This window comes from Muricoccus vinaceus (assembly GCF_042433125.1).
In the GTDB taxonomy this organism is placed as follows: Bacteria; Pseudomonadota; Alphaproteobacteria; order Acetobacterales; family Acetobacteraceae; genus Roseomonas; species Roseomonas vinacea.
Genome location: NZ_JBHLVZ010000013.1, coordinates 56,741 through 82,330, shown reverse-complemented (window position 1 = coordinate 82,330; position 25,590 = coordinate 56,741). Strand labels below are relative to the sequence as shown.

Sequence of the window (25,590 nt, the reverse complement as noted above, 5' to 3'; positions counted from 1 at the left end):
GGCCGCGGGCCCCGCGCCGGGGGCCCGCCATCCGGCATCACACCATCACCATCACACCATCACCGGCGCCCGCTCCGCCGCCGCGCGGTGCCAGGCGGCGGCCGCGTCCTCGTCGAACAGTTCGGTGAGCTTCTTCAGCATGGTGCCGCCCAGCTCCTCGGCATCCACGATGGTCACGGCGCGGCGGTAGTAGCGGGTCACGTCGTGGCCGATGCCGATGGCGATCAGCTCCGCCGCGTCGCGCCCCTCGATCTCGCCGATCACCTTGCGCAGGTGGCGCTCCAGGTAGTTGCCGGGGTTCACGGACAGCGTGCTGTCATCCACCGGCGCTCCGTCCGAGATCACCATCAGGATGCGCCGGCGCTCCGGCCGCTGCATCAGGCGGCGATAGGCCCAGTCCAGCGCCTCGCCGTCGATGTTCTCCTTCAGCAGGCCCTCGCGCAGCATCAGGCCGAGGTTCTTGCGCGCCCGCCGCCAGGGGGCATCGGCGGCCTTGTAGACGACGTGGCGCAGGTCGTTCAGCCGGCCGGGGTTGCGCGGCTTGCCCTCCTGCACCCAGCGCTCGCGCGACTGGCCGCCCTTCCAGGCGCGGGTGGTGAAGCCCAGGATCTCCACCTTCACCGCGCAGCGCTCCAGCGTGCGGGCCAGGATGTCGCAGCACATGGCCGCCACCGTGATCGGCCGCCCGCGCATGGAGCCGGAGTTGTCGATCAGCAGGGTCACCACCGTGTCCCGGAAGTCCGCCTCCCGCTCCTGCTTGTAGGAGAGGGAAAGCATGGGGTTCACGATGATCCGCGCCAGCCGGGCGGCATCGAGCATGCCCTCCTCCAGGTCGAAGTCCCAGGCGCGCTGCTGCTGCGCCAGCAACCGGCGCTGGAGCCGGTTCGCCAGCTTGGAGACGACCCCCTGGAGGTGGGAAAGCTGCTGGTCGAGCTGCTGGCGCAGACGGGCCAGCTCCTCCGGGTCGCAAAGGTCGTCCGCCGAGATCTCCTCGTCGAACTGGCGGGAGAAGGCGCGGTAGGTGGAGGCGTCGTCCGTGACGGGCACCTCCTTCCTCTGCTGCGGCCCGCCCGGGCGGTCCTCGCCCTCGGCGGCGGCGCCGTCATCCTCCTCCTGCTCGCCCGATTCCTCCTCGCCCGCCTGGCCCTCGGTCTGCTCGGGCTGGGCGCCGAGCGGGTTCTCGGCCTCCTGCGGCTTGCTTTCCCCTTCGCCGCTCTGGTCCTGGGCGCCGGAGGTCTCGCTGCCCTCGTCCTCCTGGTCCTGGGACTCCTCGCTCTCGGCCTCCACCTCGGCCTCGGCGAGGTCGAGCGCGGCCAGCAGCTTGCGGGCGGCGCGGCCGAAGGCCTCCTGGTCCTCGGCCTTGCTGGCCATCTCGGTCAGGGCCTCGTCGGCACGGTCGCCCAGCGTGTCCCGCCACAGGTCCACCACGCGGCGCGCGGCCTCGGGCACGGGCTCGCCGGTCAGATGTTCCCGCGCCAGCATGGACAGCGCCGCGGTCAGCGGAAGCTGGTCCTTGCGGGTCATCCGGTCGTAGCCCTCGGCCTCCGCCTGCTCGTTGAGCCGGGCGCGGAGGTTGGCGGCGACGCCGGACATGTGGCGGCCGCCCACGGCCTCCACCCGCGCCTGCTCCAGCGCATCGAAGACCTCCCGCGCTTCGCGGCGGCCGGGGGTGCGGGCGGCATGCGTCGCCTCGTCGTGGTGGCGCAGCTTCAGCGCCACGGAATCGGCAGCACCGCGCAGCTTCGCCATCTCGGCGGGCGGCAGGGCGCGGGTGGGCAGCGGCAGGCGGGCGCGCTTTCCCGCGAGGCCGGAAGGCCCGGGCTGAAAGGCGACCTGCACGTCCGAGGAGCGCGCCATGGCGCGCAGCGTGCCGGCGGTGGCGCGCTTGAACTCCTCCTGGCGGGTGGTGTCCTTGTTGCTGCCGCTCATGGTGGCGCGGCTCCCTTGCGGATGGCGGCCTGCCTCGCGGGGCGGGCCTCGATGGCGGAAAGATAGCGGGTCACGTTCGGCCCGGGGTGGAGCAGGCCCCAGCCGGTGATCCAGGCGAGCAGCCCGCCGACGAGGATATCGGCGGCGGTGAAGGTTTCCCCGATCAGCCAGGGACGGGTGGCGAGGGTGGCCTCGATCCGCGCCGCGACCTCCGGCAGGGGCGGCCAACCCATCGCGCGGGCCGGTGCCTCCTTCGCGCGCGGGAAGGCGGCATCGGCCATGGCGGGCTCCAGCACGCCGGAGGCCATGGCCATCCAGGTGGCATAGGCCGCGCGCGCCGGGGTGTCCGGGGCGGGCGCGAGGTGCGAGCCGGGCAGGGTGTCGGCCACATAGGCCGCGATGGCCGCGGCTTCCGTCACCACGACGCCCCGCCAGTCACCGGAGGGGCCGCGGTCCACCAGGGCGGGCAGCTTGCCGGCCGGGTTGAGCGCGAGGAAGTCGGGGCCCTTGTGGGTTCCCGCCTCCATCTCGTGCCATTGCAGCTCGTAATCCGCCCCCGCCTCCTCCAGCAGCCACAGGCTGCCGGCGGAGCGGGTCTTCGGGGCGTGGTGCAGCAGGAAGCGGGCTGCCACGGTATGGCTTACCGCTTCACGTAGAGACCCGTCGGGATCTCCTCGTTGAAGCAGCGCTGGTAGTACTCGGCAACGGTGGAGCGCTCGGCCTCGTCGCACTTGTTGAGGAAGGTCAGGCGGAAGGCGAAGCCCACATCGCCGAAGATCTTCGCGTTCTCGGCCCAGGTGATGACCGTGCGCGGGGACATGACGGTGGAGATGTCGCCCGCGATGAAGCCGGCGCGGGTGAGGTCCGCCAGCGCCACCATGGCCTCGATCTGCTTGCGGCCTTTGGTGTCGCTCTCGGCCACGGCGAGCTTGGCCATGACGATCCCCGTCTCCTGCGCGTGCGGCAGGTAGTTCAGGGTGGCCACGATGTTCCAGCGGTCCATCTGGCCCTGATTGATCTGCTGGGTGCCGTGATAGAGGCCGGTCGTGTCGCCCAGGCCCACCGTGTTGGCGGTGGCGAAGAGGCGGAAGGCCGGGTGCGGGCGGATCACGCGGTTCTGGTCCAGCAGGGTCAGCTTGCCCTCGACCTCCAGCACGCGCTGGATCACGAACATCACGTCCGGGCGGCCGGCGTCGTACTCGTCGAACACCATGGCGCAGGGGTGCTGCAGCGCCCAGGGAAGGATGCCTTCCTTGAACTCGGTCACCTGCTTGCCGTCCTTCAGCACGATCGCGTCCTTGCCGACGAGGTCGATGCGGGAGATGTGGCTGTCGAGGTTCACGCGGAGGCAGGGCCAGTTCAGCCGCGCCGCCACCTGCTCGATGTGGGTGGACTTGCCCGTGCCGTGATAGCCCTGGACCATCACGCGGCGGTTGAAGGCGAAGCCCGCCAGGATCGCGAGGGTGGTGTCGCGGTCGAAGCGGTAGGTGTCGTCCACCTCCGGCACGTGGTCCATCCGGACGGAGAAGCCCGGCACCATCATGTCGCTCTCGATCCCGAAGGCCTCGCGGACCGAGACCTGCACGTCGGGCGTGTCGATCGTGCCGGTGGGCGAGGCGGCGGGACGGCTCTCGGCGATGCTGGCGACCTTGTTCATGGGCGGGTTCGATTCCGTGAGAAGGTGATGGCCGGCGTGCCCCTGGGATTCAGGCCGCCTGGCTCGGCTGCTGTGCAAGCGTCGCGAGGCGCTTGCGGATGAGGCTGTAGGCGCGGTTGATATCCTTCAGCCGCTCCTCGGAAGACTTGTCGCCGCCATTGGCGTCCGGATGGTAACGCTTGGCGAGTTCCTTGTATCGCGCGCGCAGCCCGGTTTCGTCCACCGGCCAGCCGAGGCCCAGAACGTCGAGCGCGGCGCGAAGCTCCGGCGGGGCCTCGCGCGCGGTCTTCTTCGGCGTCGGCTTGGTGTCGGCGAAGAGGCCAAGCGGGTCACGCATCGCTTCAGGCCCGACATGGGCCTGCGCGCCCAATCGGCCAAGGGGCCAGGTGGGGCGCTGCCAGCCGGAATCGTCGCGCAGGTTCTGCTCGATCTCCTCCGGGCTCATGCCGCGGTAGAAGTCCCAGGCCTGGTTGTAGGCGCGGACATGCTCCAGGCAGAAGTGATAGTAGTCGCGCAGGCGTGACCGGTCCCGCGGGGCGCGGAACTCACCCATGGCCTCGCAGCCGGGCGCGTCGCAGTGGCGCGCCGAGGTGCCGGGAGGAACGGTGGATCGGGAGGGCGCTGCGCCGCGTCGGGCCATGATGTGGACCTTATGATCGCAGCCGTCCGCAGGGGCAAGGCAGGAAAAGCGGCCCCACCCAAGCGGCCAAGGCATGGAAAAGCCTCTTGATATGCGCGATACCGACCCATGACCTCACGAGCACCCGACGCGGCATCACAGGTGGGCGCGGCCCCGGATTCCCCCGGCCTGTCGCGCGCCGACCGGCTGCGCGCGACCCTGCTGCACGCCTTCCCGGGGGCGGAGGTGGTGGTGCGCGACGACAGCGCCCTTCATGCCGGCCATGCCGGCGCCCGGCCGGGGGGCGAGACCCATTTCGCCGTGCGGGTGGTGGCGCCGGGCTTCGCGGGCATGACGCGCCTCGCCCGCTCGCGCGCCGTCCATGCGGCGCTGGAGGGCGAGTTCGGCGGCGGCATGCACGCCCTGGCCCTGGAGCTCCGGGCGCCCGGGGAAGGGTAGGGCGCCTCAGCCCGGCTCCGCCTTGCCCCAGCGCTCCGTCACGATCGGGCTGTCCGGGGCATAGGCGAGGCAGGTGCCGACCATGCGCGCCCGCGCGGCATCCGCCGCGGCCGGGTCGTCCATCTCCCGCTTGCGGCGCACGGGATAGATCGTCTGGAAGGCAACGGTGGCCATCTGGGCCAGCATCTCCCGCAGGTGGGTGCATCCCAGCGAGCCCCCCACCTTCTCCTTCACCGCGCGGGTGAAGCCCGGCCCGATCCGCACCCCCGCCAGCGCCGCGAAGTTCGGCGCGGCCATCGGGCAGATGGCATAGGGCGAGAAGTCGGTGGCGGCCTCGCAGGCCGTGATCACCAGGTCCTCGTCCACCGTCAGGCGGAGCCACATGCCGTGCAGCGCCTCCCCCGGCGCGATGGTGCCGCGGTCCAGGTTGGCGAAGGGATAGGACTTGGTGTCCACCAGATGCCCCTCGATGTCGAAGAGGCCGTCGGCGCGGCGGTAGCCGTGCATGGTGATGTCGCGCCGGTGCAGGGGTTCCCGCTCGGCGGGTTCGGTCAGGGGCATGGTGCGATGCAAGATAGGGGGCCGGGCCGCCCGCGGCCAGGAGGCGGGCCTCAGCCGCCGCCCCAGACCGTCTCCTCCGTCCATCCCAGATCCGCGAACTCCCCCGCCCGCAGCCCCGCCTCCTCGGTGGCGAAGAACTCGTCGAGCTGCGGCGGCGCGACGTCCGTGCCGCTCAGCATCGCGTGCGCCTGCCCCCGGTGATGCACCTGGTGCTGGAACAGGTGCAGGAGCAGCCGGTCCATCCGCTCCCGCTGCACCCGCGAGCCACGGTGCACGGAAACCGCGCGCGCCAGCCCCGCGGCGTCCAGCCCCGCCACCACCGCGATCAGCCGCCGGTCCACCGCCGCCTGCGCGTCCCGCAGCGCCTCCACCGTGCCGCAAGGTTCCGGGTCGGCCCAGGCCGCCGGCCCCAGCGTCCCGCCCTCCATCGCGTCCAGGTAGAAGCGGTCGATCACCAGGATGTGGTTCAGAGTCGCGCGCAGCGTGGGGAAGAACCCCACCCGCGGCGCCGTGAACGCCTCCTGCGGCAGCGCGGCGCAGGCCGAGAGCAGCCGGTGGTTGGCCCAGGCATTGTTGTGGGCCATGGCCCGGTAGGGCTGGGGCCCACTCATCCCTCAGCCCGCGCCCTCGTCCCGCAGCAGGGCCATCACGGCCTCGGGCGGCGCCTCGGCGGTGGTGAACACATCCCCGGCGCCGCGCATCAGCACGAAGCGCATGGCGCCGTCACGCACCTTCTTGTCCTTCCTCATCCGCCCGACCAGCGCCTCCGCCGAGAAGGGGCGCGGCAGGTCGCGCAGCCGGGCCGGCAGGCCCACGGAGGCCAGGTGCTCCATCACCCGTCCCGGCCATTCCTGCGAGCAATGGCCGAGCCGCGCGGAAAGCGCGGCGGCGAGGCCGAGGCCGACCCCCACCGCTTCCCCGTGCAGCAGCGTGCCGTCGTAGCCGCACTCGGCCTCCAGGGCATGGGCGAAGGTGTGGCCGAGGTTGAGCAGGGCGCGGCCGCCCTCGGGTGCCTCCTCCCGCTCGTCGGCCACCACCACCCCGGCCTTGAGGCGGCAGGATTCCAGCACGGCGTGGCGCAGCGCCTCGGCATCGCCCGCCATGGCGGCCGGGCCCCGCGCCTCGCACCATTCCCAGAGCGGGCCCTGGAGCAGACCGTGCTTGGCCACCTCCCCCCAGCCCGCGCGCAGCTCCCGCGGGGGCAGGGTGCCCAGCGTGTCGGTGTCGGCCAGCACGATGCGCGGCTGGTGGAAGGCGCCGGCCAGGTTCTTGCCGGCCGAAAGGTTCACGCCGGTCTTGCCGCCCACCGAGCTGTCCACCTGGGCCAGCAGCGTGGTCGGCACCTGCACGAAAGGCAGGCCGCGCAGGGCAACGGCGGCGGCGAAGCCCGCCAGGTCGCCCACCACGCCGCCGCCCAGCGCGATCACGGCGGTGCCCCGGTCGGCGCCGCCGGCCAGCAGCCCTTCCAGCACCTCCTCCAGCATGGACATCCGCTTGGAGCCCTCGCCCGGCGGCACCAGCACCTCGGCCCGGATGTCGAAGCCGCCTTCCGTCAGCCCGGCGCGAAGGGTGGGCAGGTGCAGCGCGGCGACGGAAGCATCCGACACCACCGCCACCCGGCGGGACGGCAGGTGCGGCGCCAGCAGCCCGCCCGCCCGGGCCAGCAGCCCCGCGCCCACCACCACCTCGTAGGCGCCGGTGGACAGCGCGACCGGCAGCCGCGCCGGCCGCTGCCAGCCCAGGATGGCGCGCTCCACCCGCAGCGTCGTGACCTCCGGCGTGTCCTCCCCGCAGTCGAGCGCGAGGTCGGCCTCGGCGTAGAAGGGGTAGCGCGCCGCCATCAGCCCCCGCAGCACCTCCTCCGGGTCGCGCCCGATGAACAACGGGCGGTTGCTGCGCCCGATGATCCGGCGCTTGAGCACGGGGATGTCGGCGCGCAGCCACAGCGTCACGGCGCCGGATTCACGCAGCGCGCGGCGGGTGCGGGCATCGGCATAGGCGCCGCCCCCCGTGGCCAGCACCACGGGCGGGCCGGCCGCGATGCGGTTGATCACGCGGCGCTCGCCGTCTCGGAAATGCGCCTCGCCGTAGCGCGAGAAGATCTCGGCCACCGTCATGCCGGCGGCGTTCTCGATCTCCGTGTCGGCATCCAGGAAGGGCAGGCCAAGCCGCGCCGCCAGGCGCTTGCCGATGGCCGATTTTCCGGCGCCCGGCATGCCCACCAGCACGATGCTGCGGGTGGGCCCGGGGAGGGACGGGCCCGCCCCCGGCGGCGGGCCGGCGGGGGCGGGGAGTGGCTCGGCTGCCGCGGCGGGGTCCGGCGGGGCGAGGAGGGGATCGGCGAGGTTGCGTGACACGGCGCGCGACGCTAGCACAACCCCGCCGCCGCGTCGTCCGCGCGGACCGCGCCGAGATGCCGACCGAGATGCCGACTGAGATGCCGACCCTGGGGAAGCCGATCACCTGATGCTCCGACGCCCCATCCTGCTGGTGATCCTGCTGCTGGTCGCCCTGGTTCTCGCGGCCCTGCTTGCCATCGGCGCCTTCCCGCCCGGCGTGAAGCAGCAGCCCGTCGAGCGCGTGCTGCCCAACGAGCGATTCGCTCCCCGCTGAGGCGGCCTCCGGCGTGAACCGCCACCTGGAAGCCTTTCTCGAGATGCTGGTGGCCGAGCGCGGCGCCGCCCGCAACACCATCGCCGCCTACCGCGCCGACCTGGAGGAGGCCACCGGCTTCGCCGCCCGCCGCGCGGGCGAAGGGCCGGAGGCGATGAGCGCGGACACCCTGTCCGGCTACATCGCGGGCCTCACCGATGCCGGCCTTTCCCCCCGCACCGCTGCCCGCCGCCTTTCGGCGCTGCGGCAGTTCCACCGCTTCCTGGCGCGCGAAGGCATCCGCGCCGACGACCCGACCGAGGCCCTGGACAGCCCGGCCAAGTCCGCCCTCCTTCCCCATCCCCTGCGGGAGGAGGAGGTGGAGCGCCTGATCGCCGCCGCCGGGCGCCTGCCCGAGCGCCGCGCGCCCCTCGCCGTCGCGGTCTGCGAGCTTCTCTACTGCTCCGGCCTGCGCGCCAGCGAGCTGGTGGAGCTGCCGGCCACGGCGCTGCGGGAGGACTCCCCCCTGGTCGTCGTGCGCGGCAAGGGCGGCAAGGAACGCCTGGTTCCGATCAGCGCCCGCGCCCGCGCCGCGGCGCTCGCCGCCCGGGCCGGCGCGAAGGGGCATGAAACCTCCCGCTGGCTGTTTCCCTCCCGCGGGGCCTCGGGGCACCTCACGCGGCAGACCCTGAACAACCTGCTGGAGGAAGCCGCGCTTCAGGCGGGGATCGAGCCGGAGCGGGTCTCGCCCCACGTGCTCCGCCACTCCTTCGCCTCCCACCTGCTCGGCCGCGGCGCGGACCTCCGGACGCTCCAGGTTCTGCTCGGCCACGCCGACATCGCCACCACCCAGATCTACACCCAGGTGCTGGAGGAACGGCTGCGCGCCCTGGTCGAGGCGCATCACCCGCTCGCCCGGGCCTGAGCGGCGCCTTCCACCGCTGCCCGGGGCGGGCCCGGACCGGCCGCAGGGGCGGGGAAGTCGGAGGCGGGTTGCCGATCACGCGGTGGCGGTGTTTCAGCACCGGCACCGATGTTCAACGCCGCGCCGCGGATCCACCGTCCGGGCGCCTGACAGGGAACCCGCCCATGCGAGCCGTCGCCTTCACCAGCAGCCTGCCCTCCACCGACCCCGCCGCGCTGCGGGACATGACCCTGCCCGATCCCCCCGCCCCCACCGGGCGCGACCTGCTGGTGGAGGTGCGCGCCGTCTCGGTGAACCCCGTGGACACCAAGGTCCGCATGCGCGGTGCACCGGACGGCACGCCGAGGCTGCTCGGCTTCGACGCCGCCGGGGTGGTGCGCGCCGCCGGGCCGGAGGCCGTCCTGTTCCGCCCGGGCGACGCGGTGTTCTACGCGGGCGACATCACCCGCCCCGGCACGGATGCCGAGCTTCACCTGGTGGACGAGCGCATCGCCGGCCCCAAGCCCGCGACGCTTTCCTTCGCCGAGGCCGCCGCCGTGCCCCTGACCGCCATCACCGCCTGGGAGGCGCTGTTCGACCGCCTGGGCATCCCGCGCGACACGGCGCCCCGGAGGGAGGCCGTGCTGATCATCGGCGGCGCCGGCGGTGTCGGCTCCATCGCCGTGCAGCTCGCCCGCAGGCTCACCGGGCTGCGCGTGGTGGCCACGGCCAGCCGGCCCGAGACCATGGAGTGGGTGCGCGGGATGGGCGCCCATGACGTGCTGGACCACGGCGGCGACCTCGCGGCCCAGGCCGGGACCCTGGGCGTGCCCGTCCGCTACGTCTTCGCCACCACGCACAGCGAGGCGCACTGGCCCGCGATCTGCGAGATCCTGGCGCCGCAGGGCGCGGTCTGTCTGATCGACGACCCGAAGAACCCGCCGGACGTGCGGATGCTGAAGAGCAAGGCGGCCTCCCTGCACTGGGAGTTCATGTTCGCCCGCCCCATGCACCACACCCCCGACATGGAGGAGCAGCACCGGCTGCTGGCGGAGGTCAGCCGCATGCTGGACGCCGGCACGCTGCGCACCACGATGGCCGCGAACTTCGGCCCGCTCAATGCCGCGAACCTCCTGCGCGCCCATGCCGCGGTCGAGAGCGGGACGGTGCGCGGCAAGATCGTGCTGGAGGGCTTCGGCGCCGAAACCTAGCGCACGGGCAGGGCGCGCGGGGGCGGGGTGGGCGCGGTCAGCGCCCCCCGGCGACGGGGATCAATGCCCCCGTCAGATAGGCGGCCTCGCCCGAAAGCAGCCACACGATGGCTTCCGCGCATTCCTCCGCCGTGCCGATCCGCCCGGCCGGCACGCTGGGCGCGAGCTGGGCCAGCCGGTCGCCCAGCCCGGCGGCGGCGTGGATCTCCGTGTTGATCAGCCCGGGCAGCAGGGCGTTCACCCGGATGCCCTCCGGCGCCAGTTCGCGCGACAGGCCGACCGTGAGGCTGTTCACCGCGCCCTTGGCCGCCGCATAGGCGGTCCACTGCCCCGCGCCCCCGATCGTGGCGGCGACCGAGGACAGGTTCACGATCGACCCCCCGCCGCCGCCATGCTTCGTGGACATCCGCCGCGCGGCCTGCCGGGTGCAGAGCATGGTGCCGACCACGCTGACATCCAGGACGCGCCGGATGGTGGCGGCATCGTAGCCCTCCAGCCGCGTCGCGGGGCCGGTGATGCCGGCGTTGTTCACCAGCCCCGTCAGCGGCCCCAGCTCCCGGTCGACGGCGGCGAACATCGCCTCCACCTCGTCCTCCCGCGACACGTCGGCCCGCCCCATCGCGGCGCGGCCGCCGCGGGCGCGGATCTCCTCCACCACGGCGCGGGCGCGGTCCTCGCGCTCGGCGTAGTTCACGAACACCGCATGGCCGCGCCGCGCCGCCAGCCTTGCGGTCGCGGCCCCAATGCCGCGCCCCGAACCCGTCACCAGAACCACGCCCGCCATGCGGCCTACTCCACCTGCAGCCGCAACTCTGCCACCAGGGGCCGCACCTGGGCCACCTGCTGGCCCACGGCCTCCCGGAGTTCGGCGGGGGAGGAGCCGACGGGCTCGGCCCCCACCTCGGCCATGCGGCGGCGCACCTCCGGATGGGCGGCGGCGGCCGCGATCTCGCGGTGCAGCCGGGCGATCACCGCGTCCGGCGTGCGGGCCGGGGCGAAGAAGCCGTTCCAGCCGCGCAGCTCCATGTTGGGGAAGCCCTGCTCGCGCACCGTCGGCACCTCGGGCAGCGCGGCGGAGCGCTGCGCGGCCAGCGTCGCCATGGGTTTGAGCGACCCCGCGCGCACATGGCCGAGCGCGGTGGAAAGCTGGTCGCCGCCGAACTGGATGCGCCCGGCCACCATCTCCTGCACCAGGGGTGCGGCGCCGCGGAAGGGCACGTGCTCCATCGTGATCCCGGCGTCCCGCTTCAGCACCTCGCCCGCCAGGTTCATGATGCTGCCGGGCCCGGTGGAGCCGTAGAACAGCCCGGCCTGCCCCGAGGCCCGGGCGAAGGCCACGAACTCCCGCAGGTCCTTCGCCGGCACGGTGGCGGAGGCCACCAGCAGCATGGGCACGTTGGCCGCGAGCGAGACCGGCGCGAAGTCCCGCTCGATGTCGTGCGGCGCCCGGTTCGCGAGCTGCAGCGCCACCGTGGTCGAGCTGAAGGTGAGGTTGTGGAACAGCAGCGTGTGCCCGTCCGGCGCCGCCTTGGCCACCACGTCGGCGCCGAGCGAGCCGCCCGCGCCGCCCCGGTTCTCCACCACCACCGCCTGACCCATCCCCTCGGTCATGCGCTGGGCGAAGAGGCGGGCGAGCATGTCCGTGGTGCCGCCGGCCGGGAAGGGCACCACGACGCGGATCGGGCGGTCGGGATAGGTGCCCTGGGCGCGGGCGAGGCGGGGCAGGGGCAGCGCGGCGCCCGCCAGGGCGGCGCCGAACAGCGCGGCGCGGCGCCGGGTGATGGTGGCCATGACGTTTCTCCCTTTCCCCTCCGTGTTTCCGGCGGGATTGCGCGAAGCCTAGATCGGTTCGGCGCCCTGGTTGAACCCGCATTCGGGCCCCGGGCCCGGATTTCGGCCCTCCGCGCCGGGAATCGCCAACCCTGGCGCCGCCCCCGCCCCTGCGCTAATTCCCCCCCGCCCCCCAAGGCCCCACTCTGCCGGACCCCTGGATGCGTCATTTCCTCGAATTCGAGAAACCGATCGCCGAGCTGGAAGGCCAGATCGAGGAGCTGCGCCGCACCACCGATGCGGGCGGCATCGACGTGGCCGAAGAGATCGGCAAGCTCCGCGACAAGGCCGAGAAGCTGCTCGCCGCCACCTATGCCAAGCTCACCCCCTGGCAGAAGGCCCAGGTCGCGCGCCATCCGGACCGGCCGAAATGCCTGGCCTACATCGCCGGGCTGATCGAGGACTTCACGCCGCTCGCCGGCGACCGCGCCTTCGCGGACGACCAGGCCATGGTCGGCGGCCTCGGCCATTTCCGCGGCCAGTCCGTCATGGTGCTGGGCATCGAGAAGGGCTCGGACACCGACAGCCGCATCCGGCACAACTTCGGCAGCCCGCGCCCGGAGGGCTACCGCAAGGCCCGCCGCCTGATCGAGCTGGCCGGGCGCTTCAACCTGCCCATCCTGTCCTTCGTGGACACCGCCGGCGCCTTCCCGGGCGTGGAGGCCGAGGCGCGCGGCCAGGCCGAGGCCATCGCCCGCTCGATCGAGGCCTGCCTCGACGCCCCCGTGCCCTTCGTCGCCACCATCATCGGGGAAGGCGGCTCCGGCGGCGCCATCGCCATCGCGGCCGCCGACCGCGTGCTGATGCTGGAGCACTCCATCTACAGCGTCATCAGCCCCGAGGGCGGCGCCAGCATCCTCTGGCGCGACGCGGCCCAGGCCCCCGCCGCCGCCGAGGCCTTCCGCCTGACCGCCGAGGACCTCAAGCGCCTGAACCTGGTGGACGGGGTCATCCCCGAGCCCATGGGCGGCGCCCACCGCGAGCCGGCAACCGCCGTGGCCGCCGTGGGGCAGCGCATCGAGTCCTGTCTCGCGCCCCTGCTGGCGCTGGACGGCGCCACGCTCCGCGCCCGCCGGCGCGAAAAGTTCCTGGAAATGGGCCGGACCGGCGTGATGTGAGGGGCGCACCGCGCCCGGCCCGCCGCTCGCCCCTGGTTTCCCGGCGTTCCCGGGGAGGAACCCGCGCCGCGGTTCAGCGGTAGCCGCGGTAATGGCCGCGGTCGTAGTGCCCGCGGCCGTAGTACCCGCGGTCATAGCCACGCCGCGGTCCGTAATGGCCCCGTCCGCGGTAGCCCCGGTCCCGCGTGCTGCCCACGATGGCCGCGCCCGCCACGGCCCCGAGCAGCCCCGCCGCGACCGCCGTGCCCACCTGCGCGTTCTGCTGTTCCTGGTAGGCTTCCGCGTTCGCCGCGGGGGCCACCGCCTGGTAGTCGTAACAGGCCTGCGTGATGCCCTGCTGGCAGGCATAGGCCGCGTTGGTGGCCTGCGCCTGGTAAGGCCCGGGCCCCACCGGCGCGCAGGCGGCGGCCGTGCCGAGGGCCGTCAGAAGCGCGGCGAGGCGAAAACCGATCCGTGCGGACATTGCGGGCATGGCGCTGCTGCCTCCTCTGCGTTGCCAAGGTAACGCGGCGTCACCGGCGCGGTTCCTCGACAGGGCCAGGGAGCGAAACGGTTTCGCCCTCAGACGGCGTCGTGAGGTGCCTCTCCCTCGTCCAGCGCCCTTTCCAGGGCTTCCGCGTAGCGCCCGGCCGCGGCCCGCGCCCGCGCCGCCTCCTCGCCCCCGCCCCAGGCATCCGCCGCCATGCTGTTCAGCCCGAGCTGGAAGGCCGGGTAACAGGCGGACATGAAGCGCAGCAGCGCCGCATCCACCCCGCCCATCCCCGCGCGGAGACGGTCGCGCTCCGCCCGGGTCAGCCTCAGCTCCACCGCCGCCCCGGCCACGTCCCAGGCAATGTCCTGACAGCCCACAAGGTCATGCGCCGCCGCGTGGTCCGCCGCATCCGCCTTCAGCAGCCCGCCCCCGGGCAGCACCAGCCACTCCCATGGCTGCATCCGGTTGTCCGTCCAGACCCGCCGCACCAGCCTTTCCAGCCCGGGAAGGCGTGGCCGCCAGGCGTCCAGCCGCCCTGCCGTGGCGTCGCCCAGCGCCTCCGCGGCATTGTGCCGGGCCATTTCCCACAGGGTCCCGAGGGAGGCGCCTTCCGCCGCTCCCGCCGGCATCCGCCGCGCGCGAAATCCCAGGTAGCGCGCGAGGTGTTCCACCAGCGCAGCCCGGTCGCAGCCGCCGGGGTCGAGCGGCCGGGCCTGGTCCTCCCAGCGCTCCGCCAGGAAGCCGTGCAGCAGACCCGCCACCTCCGGCACGAAGCCGGCCTCGCGCAGCAACCGCGCCCGCGCGGCGGCCTCCGCCCCGTGGCGCCCCAGCCCCACGAACTTCAGCAGCCAGGTTTGCCCGCCCGCCCGGTGCAGGAACTTCCGCCGCTCCAGGTAAGGGTGCACCGCCGGCCATCGCGCCGGATCCCTGAACCGGAGCCGCCGCCAGCCCCCGCCGGAGACGTCCTCGAGCGGCGTCTCCGCCGGGCCAAGCAGCCCCTCCGCCCAGCCGAGCAGCCGTGCCCCGGGGCCGAGCAGAAGATGCTCGAAGGAGGCGGGATGGCGCGCGACGCGCTCCCAGCGCGCCCGCTGCGCCGCCTCCGCCCGGGGCCCCGGCCCGCCGCCATGGCCCGGCAGCAGGTGCACCCGCCCTTCCGCCACCCCGTGCGCGGCCAGGGTGTCCAGCACCGCCCCGAAGCTGCTGCCAGACAGTCCCGGCCCCTCATCGACCACGGCGAAGATGGCCGCGGGATCGGCCAGCAGGCTGCCGGCCAGTTCGGGGGAAAGCCGCAGTTCCCGCCGGAAGGGGTGCCCCACCGGCCGCAGCGTCACCGCCGGCCCCGCCGCGCGCGAGGCCGCCACCATCCCGCCCAGCGTGGTGCCGATCGAGCGCAGGCCGATCACCCGCAGAGGCCCCGGGGGCAGCGCCGCCGCAGCCGCCGCATAGGCCTCCGGGTACACCGCGTAATGCGCGAAGCCTTCCGCCCGTTTGCTGGAAACCACCGGGGGAAGCGGCGCCGCGATCTCCGCCGCGGGAAGGTGGCCGAGGCGCGCGAAGCCCGATTGCCAGGAGCCCCACACGGCCCCCGCGATGCCCGTGACCAGTGCCATGGCGGCGTCCGCCGCCGGCGAGGGCGCATCCTCCCCCCGTTCCGCGAAGGCGGCGTCGGCCAGCCCCTGGGCCAACTCCCCCGCCTCGATCAGCGCGCCGACCAGCCCCTGGTGCCGCGCGATGCCCGGCGCCGCCGCGGGGAGCCCGCGCAGCGCGGCGCCGATCGCGCCGAGCTTGTCGCGCGGGTCCTCCCGCCGGGGCGCATCGCCATAGACCAGCACCCTGCCTCGGGCCTCAGGCCGGCCGGCGCGCCCTCACAGCGCCCCGACCCTGGCCGGCTGCCCGGCGGCGCGCGCCACGGCCTCGCGGAGATGCGCTTCCAGTTCCGCCGCGCGGTGGGCCGCCGTGTGCTCGCCCAGCACGCGCGCCCGCAGCGCCCGGCCCATGGCCGCGCGCCCGGCTTCCGGCATTTCCCGCAAGGCGGCCAGCACCTCGTCCGCGCCGTCGGCCAGGATGATCTCCTCGCCCGGCCGCAGCAGCGTTTCAATGCCGTCCCAGCGGTCGGAGATGATCGGCACGCCGCAGGCCCCGGCCTCGAACAACCGCACGCTGGGGCTGTAGCCGGCCCGCACCATGTCCGCGCGGGTGACGTTCAGCGTGAAGCGGCTGGCGGCGTAAAAGGCGGGGTGGTCCGCCGGCGGCACGTGGTCGATCCGCTCCACGTTGGCCGGCCACTCGATGCCATCGGGGTATTGCGGCCCGGCCACCGCGAAGCGCAGTTCCGGCGCGCGCCGGGCCGGTTCCAGCAGCAGCCGCTCCAGCACCGGCTGGCGGTCCGGGCTGTAGGTGCCGAGATAGCTGAGGTCCCACCGCGCCGGCACGTCCATCGGCCGGTAGAACTCCGCGTCCACGGAGCAGTAGAGCTGCCGCGCCGCGGGCGATCCGTACTGCCGCTCCAGCCGGTCCAGCGTCGGCCCGCCCGTGAAGGACAGGTACACGCCATAGCCGGGAATGATGGCGGGGGAGAGGTATTCCTCGTCCCCGCGCTCCAGCTTGGCGAGAGTGACCGGCGTGTCGATGTCGTAGAAGGCGGTGGCGCCGCGCGCGGTCTGCTGCACCATGCGCCCGACGGCCACGCCCTCGGGCACGTAGGAGCCCACGATCACCGCGTCCGCGCGCGCGATTTCCTTCCGCCACTCCTCCAGCCCGGCCAGGTCGCGGTAGAGCGCCAGACGGCAGAACCCGGGGGAGGGAAGGTCGCGGTGCGCCGCGTACCAGGGCACGTCGCGCTCCAGGAACAGCACGTCGTGCCCGCGCGCGGCGAAGGCCTGGAGCAGCGCGCGGAAGGTGGTGGCGTGCCCGTTCCCCCAGGAGGAGGACAGGCTGAGCCCGATCACCACCACGCGCAGGGGCGCCGCGCTCACGCGCGCACGCCCTGCTCGGCGATCAGCGCCGCCTCGCGCCGCAGCAGCGCGTCCACCTCGGCGCCGCGCCGCGCGTAAGTGTGCCCGTCCAGGATGCGCCGCCGCGCCGCCTCGCCGATCGCCCGCGCCCGCTCCGGCGTCAGCGAGCGCAGGTGCTCGGCCACCTCCGCCCCGTCGCGCGCCACCAGCACCTCCTCTCCCTCGCGCAGGAAAAGGTCGAGGCCCACCCAGGCATCGGTGATCAGGCAGGCGCCCGCGCCGGCGGCCTCGAACACGCGCGTGGCCGGCGAGTAGCCGGTGGAGGCCATGCTGTCCCGCGCCACGTTCAGCACCGCGAGCGACGAGGTGTTGAAGGCGTTGTGGTCGCGCGTGCCGACATGCCCGAGGCGCCGCACGTTCGGCGCCATCGGCTTGTCGTCCCACCCGTTGCCGCCGAGCAGGAAGGAGCGCGCCGGCAGGCGCGCGGCGGCGTCGAGGAAGAAGGCCTCCACCCGCGCCTCGCGGTCCGGCAGGCGGTTCGCGAGAAAGGACAGGTCCGCCGCGAAGCGCGGGTCGGCCGGGACGGGGTGGTGCGTCTCGGGGTCCAGCGCGTTGTAGATCGGGATGCAGCGCCGCGCGCCCAGCCCCTCATAGGCCGCGATCACCGGCGGACCGCCGCCATAGGTCAGCACGAAGTCGAGCGAGGGCAGGACGCGGCGCAGCGCGTGGTCCGGCGCGGGCGTGATCTCCGCCAGCGTCGCCGGCGCGTCCACGTCCCAGAAGATGCGGATCGCCTCTGGCCGCGCCGCCGCCATCACGCCGGTGACCAGCTCGTCGTCGAAGACGCCGACGCCGCTGGCCTTCACCACCACGTCGGCGCGCGCGGCCTCCGCCACCACGGCGCGCAGCCCGGCCTCCGTCGCATCGTAGACGCGCACCTCCGCCCAGGGCGGCGGCTCGATGTCGCGGTTCTGCTGCCGGCCGAAGGCGTCGGGCTCATAGAAGGTGATGCTGTGACCGCGCGCGGCGAGGTCGCGCAGCATGCCCCGGTAATAGGTCGCAGCCCCGTTCCAGTATGAGGAAAGGAGGCTCGAACCGTAGAAAGCGATCTTCATGCGCGAAGCGTCTCGTTCATGCTCAACACCTTTCCGCCGCCGGGCCAGAGGGCCAGCGCACTGACCGAGGCCGGCAGGATCTCGAAGCGTCCGATTCCGTCCAGCGAGAGGCCGAGGAACCCGGCCAGCACCGCCTTGATCACGTCGCAATGGCTGACCACCGCGATGCGTCCCCCGGGATGGGCCGCGCGCATGGCCTCGATCCCGCCTAGCGCCCGCGCCTGGGCCTCGGCCATGCTTTCCCCGCCCGGTGGCCGCGCCGTGCCGCGCTCGGCGTTCCAGCGGATCCAGTCGGGGTCGCCTTCCAGCGCCGCGAAGTCGCGGCCGGTCCAGCGCCCGAAGTCGATCTCCGACACCGCCTCGCTGACGAAAGGCGAGAGGCCCAGGCGCTGCGCGATGGGGCCGGCGGTTTCCCGCGCACGTTCCAGCGGGCTGGAATACACCGCCTCGATCGCCTCGCCCGAAAGCCGCTCCGCCAGGGCCCGTGCCTGCTGCCGCCCCTGCTCGCCCAGGCTCACGCCCGGCATCCGGCCGCAGAGCGTGCTGGACACGCGCGCATGCGCCGCGTGGCGCAGCAGGAACACGGTGGCGGCCACCGCAACTCAGCCCTCTCCGGCCACGAAGCGCAGCGTGCGCTCGCGCGCCTCCGTGTCGTCGAACTGCTGCGGGGGCGACTTCATGAAATAGCTGGAAGGCCCGGTCAGCGCGCCGCCGATCCCGCGATCCAGCGCGATCTTGGCGCAGCGCACGGCGTCGATCACCACCCCCGCCGAGTTCGGCGAATCCCAGACCTCCAGCTTCAGCTCCAGGTTCAGCGGCATGCCGCCGAAGCCCGTGCCCTCCAGCCGGATCTGCGCCCATTTGCGGTCGGTGAGCCAGGGCACGTGGTCGCTCGGCCCCACATGCACGCTCTCGGCCGGGAGCGGCACGTCGAACTGGCTGGTCACGGCCTGCGTCTTGGAGATCTTCTTCGATTCCAGCCGCTCGCGCTCCAGCATGTTCAGGAAGTCGGCGTTGCCGCCGAAGTTGAGCTGATAGGTCCGGTCGAGCCGCACGCCACGCTCGCGGAACAGGTTGGCCAGCACGCGGTGCACGATGGTGGCGCCCACCTGGCTCTTGATGTCGTCGCCGATGATCGGCACGCCCCTGGCCTCGAAGCGCTTCCGCCATTCGGGGTTGGAGGCGATGAAGACCGGGATGCAGTTCACGAAGGCGCATCCCGCCCGCAGCGCCTGCTCCGCGTAGAACTCCGTCGCGCGCTGGGATCCCACGGGAAGGTAGGAGACCACCACGTCCGTGCGCGATGCCTCCAGGATGCCCGCCACGTCCGAGACGGGCGCCTCCGATTCCGCGATCTCCGCACTCAGATAGCGCCCGATCCCGTCCAGCGTCGGCCCGCGGTTCACCAGGATGCCCGAGGGCGGCACTTGCGCGAACACATGCGTGTTGTTCGGCGCCGCCCCGATCGCCTCCGCCACGTCGCGCCCCACCTTGGCCGCGTTCACGTCGAAGGCCGCGGAAACCACGATGTCGCGCACGTGGTAGCCGCCGACCTCCACGTTCATCAGTCCCGGCACAGGCTCGTTCGCCTGTGCCTCGCGATAGAAGGTCAGACCCTGCACGAAGGAGGACGCACAGTTTCCCACGCCCACGATGGCGACGCGCAGCGCGCTCACGCAGCCGTTCCCGGCTGTACGGTTGTCAAGAAATCGGCTTCCCTCTCCGCCGCGGGCCCGCATGGCCGCGCGCTTCAACTTACCTATCGCCGCAACAAGCGTTCAACGCCATGCCAGGATGCGCATGGTTGTGGCCCCGGTGTTACAAGAAAATGTGATGCGCCCGTGTGCCTTCTTCAAACAGGTTGCACCGGTTAAGAGAATGCGTGCTCCACCGCGGAACGCGATTCGAGTCCGGGACCGGCGTTTCGTCGCAAGCCGGAATGGTGATCGCGCCGGGCCCTTCCGGTTCCGCGGGCGGCGGCAGATTGAGGCGGGAGGGCGGGGACCTTGGCGGAATCGATCCTGATCACCGGGGGCGCGGGCTTCATCGGGCGCTATGTGTCGCGCGCGCTGCTGGACCGCGGCGACCACGTGCGCGTGCTGGATAGCTTCATCGAGCAGGTGCATGCCGACCGCGGTGCGGATGGGCTGGATTCCGAGGTGGAGGTGGTCAAGGGCGACGTGCGCGACGCCGATGCGGTGAAGCGCGCGCTGCGCGGCATCGACAAGGTCGTCCATCTCGCGGCCGAGGTCGGGGTCGGCCAGAGCATGTACGCGATCGACCGCTACGTCTCGGTGAACGACGGCGGAACGGCGATGCTGTTCCAGCAGCTCATCGACAACCCCGTGAAGCGCGTCGTCGTCGCCTCCTCGATGAGCGTTTACGGCGAGGGCCTGTACCGCGACGCAGACGGCGCGCTGGTGGAGGACGCGGTGCGCCAGCCCCGCCTCACGCCCGACGCGCCCTGGGACCCGCTGGACGCCAAGGGCCGCCCGCTGGTTCCCGTGCCGACGCCGGAGTGGAAGCGCACCAACCTCGCCTCGGTCTATGCCATCACCAAGTTCGTGCAGGAACGCCTCACCCTCACCCTGGCGCCCGCCTACGGGATGGAGGGCGTTGCGCTCCGCCTCTGGAATGTCTACGGCGCGGGGCAGGCGCTTTCCAATCCCTATACCGGCGTGCTCGCGATCTTCGCCGCCCGGCTGCAGAACAACCAGCCGCCGATGATCTTCGAGGACGGCCTCCAGCGCCGCGACTTCGTGCATGTGGAGGATGTCGCGCGCGCCTTCCTGCTCGCGCTCGACCACCCGCGCGCGGCGGGCGGCGTGTTCAACATCGCCAGCGGCGTGGACCGCACGGTGCAGGACGTGGCGGCGGACCTCGCCAATGCCATGGGGCGCACGGGCCTGCTGCCGGAAATCGCGGGCAAGACGCGCGCCGGCGACATCCGCCACAACATTCCCGACATCACCAAGGCGCGTGACGAACTCGGCTACGCGACGCAGCACCTCGACTTCACGGCCGACCTCGCGGAGCTCGCCGAGTGGGTGGCCCGCCAGCAGTCGCGCGACCGGGTGAGCCAGGCGCGGAACGAGCTGGAGCTCCGGGGGCTGGTCGCGTGACGGACGCCATGCCGAATGTGCCGGCGATCACCGGCACGCAGCCGATCCTGGTGACGGGCGGCGCCGGCTTCATCGGCTCCAACCTCGCGGACCGCCTCGCGGGGGAGGGGCACGACGTCCTGATCTACGACGCGCTGTCGCGCCCGGGCGTGGAAAGCAACCTCGAATGGCTGAAGCGGCGCCACCCGCGCCGCATCTCCGCCACCGTCGCGGACGTGCGTGACGCGGACAGCCTCGCCGCCGCCGCCGGCAAGGCCGCCGCCGTGTTCCACCTCGCCGCCCAGGTGGCGGTCACCACCAGCCTCGTGGACCCGCGCGAGGACTTCGACATCAACCTCGCCGCCAGCTTCAACCTGCTGGACGCGCTGCGCCGCCGCGGCGGCCGCGTGCCGCTGGTGTTCGCCAGCACCAACAAGGTTTACGGCGACCTCGGCGACATCGCGCTCGACCTGCTGGGCGAGGCCTATGCCCCGCGCGACCGCGCCATTCGCGACCGGGGCGTCGGCGAGGAACGGCCGCTCGACTTCCACACGCCCTATGGCTGCTCCAAGGGCGCCGCAGACCAGTACGTGCTGGACTTCGGCCGCTCCTTCGGCGTGCCCACCGCCGTGCTGCGCATGAGCTGCATCTACGGCCAGCGGCAGATGGGCACGGAGGACCAGGGCTGGGTGGCCCACTTCATCCTGCGCGCGCTGCGCGGCGAGCCCATCTCCATCTACGGCGACGGCTGCCAGGTGCGCGACGTCATGGATGTTGGCGACGCGGTGGATGCCTATCTCGCCTGCTGGCGCCGCATCGGCGCCGTGTCCGGCCGCGCCTTCAACCTGGGCGGCGGCCCGGCCAACGCCATCAGCCTGCGCCAGCTTCTCGCCCATATCGGCGACCTGTTGGGCCGTCCGGTGGAAACCCGCTACGCCGACTGGCGCGCCGGCGACCAGCGCTACTACGTCTCCGACACCTCCCGCGCCGCGCGGGAACTGGGCCTGCGCACGGCCCGCCCCTGGCGCGAGGGCGTGGCCGCGCTGGCCGGCTGGCTGCGCGAGGAGCGCGCCGCGCCGGAGCACGCGCCCGAGCACGCCGGGGCGTGACCCGCCAGGGCGTGCATGGTGGCGGCGCGCGCCTGCTGATGACAGCCGATGCCGCGGGCGGCATCTGGCCTTACACGCTCGACCTCGCGGCCGGCCTCGCGGCTCATGGCGTCACCCCCGTCCTCGCCCTGCTCGGCCCCGCCCCGCAGCCTGACCAGCTCGCCCGCGCCGCCGCCATCCCGGGCGTGGAGATCCTGCCCACCGGCCTGCCGCTCGACTGGCTGGCCGAAGCGCCGGACGAACTGCGCGCCGCCGGCGACGCCCTGGCCGGCATCGCGCGCGATGCCCGGGTCGATGCCGTTCACCTGAACAGCCCGGCCCATGCGGCGGGCGTGGCCTTCCCGGTGCCGGTCGTGGCCGTCTCCCACTCCTGCGTGGTCACCTGGTGGGACGCCGTGCGCGGCGGGCCGCTGCCACCCGCCTTCGCCTGGCACGCGGACCTCATGCGCCGCGGCTGCCTGGCCGCCGCCGCCCTCGTCACACCCAGCCGCGCCTTCGCCGACGCCACCGCGCGCCGCTACGCCCTGCCGCGCCGCCCCAAGATCGTGCACAACGGGCGCCGCGCCCTGGCCGCGGCGGGCGCCGCCCCGGCGGAGCCTTCCACGCTCTTCGTCCTCACCGCGGGGCGCCTCTGGGACAAGGGCAAGAACCTCCAGACGCTGGACGGTGCGGCCGCGCGGCTGGGGATTCCCGTGCTCGCCGCCGGCCCCGTCAGCGGCCCGAACGGCGACAGGGCCGAGCCCCGCAACCTCCGCCTCCTTGGCCGCCTGGACGAGCCGGCGCTCGCCGCCCTGCTCGCCCAGCGCCCCATCTACGCCTCCCTCGCGCTCTACGAGCCCTTCGGCCTGGCCGTGCTGGAGGCCGCGCAGGCCGGTTGCCCGCTGGTGCTGTCGGACATCCCGACCTTTCGCGAGCTCTGGGGGGGCGCCGCCCTCTATGTCCCCCCGCGCGACGAGGCCGCCGCCGCGGAAGCCATCGCCCGCCTCGCCGCCGATCCTGCGGAGCGCGCCCGCCTCGGCGCCGCCGCCCGCCGCCGCGCGGGCCGCTACACGGTGGAGGCCATGGCCGGCGCCATGCTCGACGTCTACCGCCCGCTGCTCGTCGCCGGGAGCGTCGCGGCGTGAGGCTCGTTTATCTCACCCATTCCCTCGCCTCCTGCTGGAACCACGGCAACGCGCACTTCCTGCGTGGCGTGCTGCGCGAGATGATCCACCGTGGCCATGACGTGCGGGCGCTGGAGCCCGAGGGCGCCTGGAGCCTGGAGAACCTGCTGCGCGACCACGGCGATGCCGGACTGGACGCCTATCGCGCCAACTACCCCGAATTGTCCTCCGCCACCTTCGCGGGCAACGACGGCATGGAGGCCGCGCTCGAGGGCGCCGATGTCGTGATCGTGCACGAGTGGAACGAGCCCGCGCTGGTGGCCGCCATCGGCCGCCTGCGCCGCCAGGGCGCGCGCTTCACCCTGCTGTTTCACGACACCCACCACCGCGCCGTGTCCGACCCCGAGGCCATCCGCACCTTCGACCTCGACGGCTACGACGCGATCCTCGCCTTCGGCGAAACGCTGTCGGAGGTGTACCGCCGATGGGGCTGGGGCGATCGCGTCTTCACCTGGCACGAGGCCGCCGACACGCGCCTGTTCCACCCGCCCGCGCAGGAGGAACCGCGCGAGGGCCTGGTCTGGATCGGCAACTGGGGCGACGGCGAGCGCACGGCGGAGCTGGAGGACTTCCTTTTCCGCCCCGCGCGCGAGGCCTCCCTGCCGCTCGACATCTACGGCGTCCGCTATCCCGCCGAGGCGCTCGCCATGCTGGAGGGCCACGGCGCGCGTTATCTCGGCTGGCTGCCCAATGCCCGCGCGCCGGAGGTCTTCGCCCGCCACCTCGCCACGGTCCACGTGCCGCGCCGCTTCTACGTGAACCTGCTGCCGGGCATCCCCACCATCCGCGTCTTCGAGGCGCTGGCCTGCGGCATCCCCCTGGTTTCCGCCCCCTGGCAGGATGCCGAGCACCTGTTCCGTCCGGGCGAGGACTTCCTGTTCGCGCAGAACGGCGCGGAGATGGCGCGGCACCTCGCGGCGCTGCGCGACGACCCCGCGTTGCGCCGCTCCCTCGCGCAGCACGGCCTCGAGACCATCCGCGCCCGCCACAGCTGCGCCCACCGCGTCGACGAGCTGATGGGCATCCTCGCCCGGCTGGACGCGGCCCCCACCCGGAGCCTTGGCCCCGCACGCATGGAGGCTCCCACGCCATGAGCACCACCACCGCGCTTTCCAAGGAGGAGATCCGCGCGCGGGTCGAGGCCCTGGGAGACTGGTTCCACAACATCGACCTCGGCGGCGTCCGCACCGCGCCGAACCACTTCCTCTACGACTATCCCGCCAACAAGTTCCGCCGCTTCGCCCACGCCATCCCGGCCGACCTTTCGGGCAAGACCGTGCTCGACATCGGCTGCAACGCCGGCTTCTACTCCATGGAGATGAAGCGCCGCGGCGCCGCGCGCGTGCTGGGCATCGACAGCGACGAGCGTTACCTCGCCCAGGCTCGCCTGGCCGCCGAGGTGACGGGGCTCGACGCCGAGTTCCGCAACCTGTCCGTCTACGACGTCGGCGCGCTGGGGGAGCGCTTCGACCTCGTGATCTTCATGGGCGTGCTCTACCACCTCCGCCACCCGCTGCTCGCGCTTGACCTGATCCACGAGCACGTCGCGGACGACCTGCTGCTGTTCCAGTCCATGCAGCGCGGCGCGACCGAGGCGATGACGCCCGAGCCCGACTACCCCTTCGCCGAAACCGCGATCTTCGACGATCCGGCCTGGCCCAGGCTGCACTTCATCGAGAAGCGCTACTCCAACGACCCCTCCAACTGGTGGGTGCCGAACGCGGCCGCGTCGGAGGCCATGCTCCGCTCCGCTGGCTTCGCAATCCTCGAGCATCCCGAGCAGGAGGTCTATCTCTGCCGGCGCGCGGAGCTTCCCTGGGGCGCCGGCGCCGTCTATCCCGCGCCCGGACCGGTGAAGAAGGAGAGCCGCGCGTGATCGAAGCCGCGATGATCTGGAACGAGCCCAACAACAAGTCCCACTGGGACCCCGAGCTCGATCCGGGCTGGGCCATCTTCGCGGAAACCGCCCGCCTCGCCGGCCGCGCCATCCGCGAGGCCAACCCGAACCTGCCGCGGGTGCTTGGTGGCATCTCCCCCATCGATCCCGCCTTCATCGTGAACATGCAGGAGCGTGGCGCGATGGACGAGATCGACATCGTCGCCGTGCACGGCTTCCCGCTCGACTGGAACCTCTGGAAGATCGACGAGTGGCCGGCCAAGATCGACGAGATCCGGGCGGTGACCGACAAGCCCGTCTGGGTGAGCGAGGTCGGCATCTCCACCTTCGGCGCCGAGGAGGTGCAGGTCTGGGGCCTCAACCGCACCGCGGAACTCCTGATCGGCAAGGCGCCGCGCATCCACTGGTATTCGCTCTACGACCTGCCGCAGGCCTGGGGCGCCACCACCCGCCACCGCGAGGCCGAGGGCTCCTCCTACTACCGCCACTTCTACATGGGCCTGCTGCGCGAGGACGGCTCGCCAAAGCCCTCGATCGAGCACTTCGGCAAGCACGCGCCGGAGATGGGCCTCTGCCAGTGGTTCCACTTCGAGGACCACCGGCTGCACGACGCCGTGGCCTGGATGAAGCGGCTCGGCGTGCGCCACCTCCGCACCGGCCTGTCCTGGGCCGACAGCTTCCGCCCCAACGCGCTCGACTGGTTCGACCGCCAGATGGAGGCGCTGGCCGATTTCGACGTCACCGTCACCTTCTGCTTCACCCCCGAACACCGCGGCCTTGCCCCCCACCACAGCAGCCCACCCCAGGTGCCGGCCGAGTTCGCGGAGTTCTGCGCGAGCATGGTGCGACGCTACGCGCCGGCGCACGCCACCGTGGCGGCGTGAACGGCCGCTCTTCTC

Annotated in this window: 26 protein-coding genes; 11 read left to right on the top strand and 15 right to left on the bottom strand. The window is 73.0% G+C overall.

The genetic code is table 11. The annotated features are described in order from the left end of the window. Positions 1–51: 51 nt before the first annotated feature. From cobT to ACFFIC_RS09425, 4 genes are read right to left on the bottom strand one after another with little or no spacing between them, the layout of a single operon-like run. A complete protein-coding gene (gene cobT, locus ACFFIC_RS09440) occupies positions 52–1,929 on the bottom strand; it encodes a cobaltochelatase subunit CobT (protein WP_377049923.1) in 1,878 nt (625 codons plus the stop codon). Continuing rightward, positions 1,926–2,561: a glutathione S-transferase family protein gene (locus ACFFIC_RS09435; RefSeq protein WP_377049922.1), complete on the bottom strand. Its 636-nt coding sequence runs from the start codon at positions 2,559–2,561 to the stop codon at positions 1,926–1,928. Before ACFFIC_RS09435 ends, cobT begins: the two co-directional genes overlap by 4 nt. An 8-nt stretch (positions 2,562–2,569) precedes the next feature. Further along, positions 2,570–3,586 carry a cobaltochelatase subunit CobS gene (cobS, locus tag ACFFIC_RS09430; protein ID WP_377049921.1) on the bottom strand — a complete coding sequence of 339 codons (1,017 nt, stop codon included), beginning with the start codon at positions 3,584–3,586 and terminating at the stop codon, positions 2,570–2,572. A gap of 49 nt (positions 3,587–3,635) precedes the next feature. After that, positions 3,636–4,226: a J domain-containing protein gene (locus ACFFIC_RS09425; protein WP_377049920.1), complete on the bottom strand. Its 591-nt coding sequence runs from the start codon at positions 4,224–4,226 to the stop codon at positions 3,636–3,638. Between the two features lie 108 nt (positions 4,227–4,334). Between ACFFIC_RS09425 and ACFFIC_RS09420 the strand changes: the two genes are divergently transcribed. After that, the gene (locus ACFFIC_RS09420; RefSeq protein WP_377049919.1) at positions 4,335–4,664 is read left to right on the top strand and encodes a BolA family protein; all 330 of its coding nucleotides are present in this window, start codon (positions 4,335–4,337) and stop codon (positions 4,662–4,664) included. Between the two features lie 6 nt (positions 4,665–4,670). Here the strand turns inward: ACFFIC_RS09420 and ACFFIC_RS09415 are convergent, their stop codons facing one another. The 3 genes from ACFFIC_RS09415 to aroB are packed head-to-tail and all read right to left on the bottom strand — an operon-like array spanning position 4,671 to position 7,582. Continuing rightward, positions 4,671–5,225 carry a DUF2889 domain-containing protein gene (locus ACFFIC_RS09415; protein ID WP_377049918.1) on the bottom strand — a complete coding sequence of 185 codons (555 nt, stop codon included), beginning with the start codon at positions 5,223–5,225 and terminating at the stop codon, positions 4,671–4,673. Positions 5,226–5,275: 50 nt separating this feature from the next. Next, on the bottom strand, positions 5,276–5,836 hold the full coding sequence (locus tag ACFFIC_RS09410) for a DinB family protein (protein ID WP_377049917.1): 561 nt from the start codon (positions 5,834–5,836) through the stop codon (positions 5,276–5,278). Positions 5,837–5,839: 3 nt separating this feature from the next. Further along, entirely contained in the window at positions 5,840–7,582 is a 1,743-nt protein-coding gene (aroB, locus tag ACFFIC_RS09405) for a 3-dehydroquinate synthase (RefSeq protein WP_377049916.1), read from the bottom strand. Between the two features lie 109 nt (positions 7,583–7,691). Between aroB and ACFFIC_RS09400 the strand changes: the two genes are divergently transcribed. From ACFFIC_RS09400 to ACFFIC_RS09390, 3 genes are all read left to right on the top strand, one after another. After that, positions 7,692–7,838 (top strand): hypothetical protein, encoded by a 147-nt coding sequence (locus ACFFIC_RS09400; protein WP_377049915.1) that lies wholly within the window; start codon positions 7,692–7,694, stop codon positions 7,836–7,838. A 13-nt stretch (positions 7,839–7,851) separates the two neighbouring features. Continuing rightward, a complete protein-coding gene (locus ACFFIC_RS09395) occupies positions 7,852–8,742 on the top strand; it encodes a tyrosine recombinase (RefSeq protein ID WP_377049914.1) in 891 nt (296 codons plus the stop codon). A 164-nt stretch (positions 8,743–8,906) separates the two neighbouring features. Beyond that, complete coding sequence (locus ACFFIC_RS09390) at positions 8,907–9,932, top strand: zinc-binding alcohol dehydrogenase family protein (protein WP_377049913.1); 1,026 nt, start codon at positions 8,907–8,909, stop codon at positions 9,930–9,932. Positions 9,933–9,969: 37 nt separating this feature from the next. Here ACFFIC_RS09390 and ACFFIC_RS09385 read toward each other — a convergent pair whose 3' ends face one another. After that, positions 9,970–10,716 carry an SDR family oxidoreductase gene (locus ACFFIC_RS09385; protein WP_377049912.1) on the bottom strand — a complete coding sequence of 249 codons (747 nt, stop codon included), beginning with the start codon at positions 10,714–10,716 and terminating at the stop codon, positions 9,970–9,972. 5 nt (positions 10,717–10,721) lie between these two features. Continuing rightward, positions 10,722–11,723: a Bug family tripartite tricarboxylate transporter substrate binding protein gene (locus ACFFIC_RS09380; RefSeq protein ID WP_377049911.1), complete on the bottom strand. Its 1,002-nt coding sequence runs from the start codon at positions 11,721–11,723 to the stop codon at positions 10,722–10,724. A gap of 200 nt (positions 11,724–11,923) precedes the next feature. Between ACFFIC_RS09380 and ACFFIC_RS09375 the strand changes: the two genes are divergently transcribed. Further along, positions 11,924–12,880 (top strand): acetyl-CoA carboxylase carboxyltransferase subunit alpha, encoded by a 957-nt coding sequence (locus ACFFIC_RS09375; protein WP_377049910.1) that lies wholly within the window; start codon positions 11,924–11,926, stop codon positions 12,878–12,880. 73 nt (positions 12,881–12,953) lie between these two features. On the opposite strand, the gene ACFFIC_RS09370 is transcribed toward ACFFIC_RS09375, so the two are convergent. The 6 genes from ACFFIC_RS09370 to ACFFIC_RS09345 all read right to left on the bottom strand — a co-directional run bounded on the left by ACFFIC_RS09370 (position 12,954) and on the right by ACFFIC_RS09345 (position 19,097). Further along, a complete protein-coding gene (locus ACFFIC_RS09370) occupies positions 12,954–13,352 on the bottom strand; it encodes a hypothetical protein (protein ID WP_377049909.1) in 399 nt (132 codons plus the stop codon). Between the two features lie 89 nt (positions 13,353–13,441). Further along, positions 13,442–15,184, bottom strand: coding sequence for a hypothetical protein (locus ACFFIC_RS09365; protein WP_377049908.1), 1,743 nt, complete (start codon positions 15,182–15,184; stop codon positions 13,442–13,444). 33 nt (positions 15,185–15,217) lie between these two features. Then, positions 15,218–16,327: a CgeB family protein gene (locus ACFFIC_RS09360; RefSeq protein WP_377049907.1), complete on the bottom strand. Its 1,110-nt coding sequence runs from the start codon at positions 16,325–16,327 to the stop codon at positions 15,218–15,220. Beyond that, positions 16,324–17,421: a CgeB family protein gene (locus tag ACFFIC_RS09355; protein WP_377049906.1), complete on the bottom strand. Its 1,098-nt coding sequence runs from the start codon at positions 17,419–17,421 to the stop codon at positions 16,324–16,326. Before ACFFIC_RS09355 ends, ACFFIC_RS09360 begins: the two co-directional genes overlap by 4 nt. Beyond that, on the bottom strand, positions 17,418–18,017 hold the full coding sequence (locus tag ACFFIC_RS09350; protein ID WP_377049905.1) for a histidine phosphatase family protein: 600 nt from the start codon (positions 18,015–18,017) through the stop codon (positions 17,418–17,420). Before ACFFIC_RS09350 ends, ACFFIC_RS09355 begins: the two co-directional genes overlap by 4 nt. A gap of 6 nt (positions 18,018–18,023) precedes the next feature. After that, positions 18,024–19,097, bottom strand: a complete 1,074-nt coding sequence (locus ACFFIC_RS09345; protein ID WP_377049904.1) for an inositol-3-phosphate synthase — start codon at positions 19,095–19,097, stop codon at positions 18,024–18,026. 330 nt (positions 19,098–19,427) lie between these two features. On the opposite strand from ACFFIC_RS09345, the gene ACFFIC_RS09340 reads away from it, so the two are divergent. From ACFFIC_RS09340 to ACFFIC_RS09315, 6 genes are read left to right on the top strand one after another with little or no spacing between them, the layout of a single operon-like run. Beyond that, entirely contained in the window at positions 19,428–20,543 is a 1,116-nt protein-coding gene (locus ACFFIC_RS09340; RefSeq protein ID WP_377049903.1) for an NAD-dependent epimerase/dehydratase family protein, read from the top strand. Beyond that, positions 20,540–21,631 carry an SDR family NAD(P)-dependent oxidoreductase gene (locus ACFFIC_RS09335; protein ID WP_377049902.1) on the top strand — a complete coding sequence of 364 codons (1,092 nt, stop codon included), beginning with the start codon at positions 20,540–20,542 and terminating at the stop codon, positions 21,629–21,631. Before ACFFIC_RS09340 ends, ACFFIC_RS09335 begins: the two co-directional genes overlap by 4 nt. Next, positions 21,628–22,755 (top strand): glycosyltransferase family 4 protein, encoded by a 1,128-nt coding sequence (locus tag ACFFIC_RS09330; protein WP_377049901.1) that lies wholly within the window; start codon positions 21,628–21,630, stop codon positions 22,753–22,755. Before ACFFIC_RS09335 ends, ACFFIC_RS09330 begins: the two co-directional genes overlap by 4 nt. Next, positions 22,752–23,888, top strand: a complete 1,137-nt coding sequence (locus tag ACFFIC_RS09325) for a CgeB family protein (RefSeq protein WP_377049900.1) — start codon at positions 22,752–22,754, stop codon at positions 23,886–23,888. Before ACFFIC_RS09330 ends, ACFFIC_RS09325 begins: the two co-directional genes overlap by 4 nt. Then, positions 23,885–24,670: a TIGR04290 family methyltransferase gene (locus ACFFIC_RS09320; RefSeq protein WP_377049899.1), complete on the top strand. Its 786-nt coding sequence runs from the start codon at positions 23,885–23,887 to the stop codon at positions 24,668–24,670. Before ACFFIC_RS09325 ends, ACFFIC_RS09320 begins: the two co-directional genes overlap by 4 nt. Next, positions 24,667–25,575 carry a glycoside hydrolase 5 family protein gene (locus ACFFIC_RS09315; RefSeq protein WP_377049898.1) on the top strand — a complete coding sequence of 303 codons (909 nt, stop codon included), beginning with the start codon at positions 24,667–24,669 and terminating at the stop codon, positions 25,573–25,575. Before ACFFIC_RS09320 ends, ACFFIC_RS09315 begins: the two co-directional genes overlap by 4 nt. Positions 25,576–25,590: the final 15 nt, after the last annotated feature.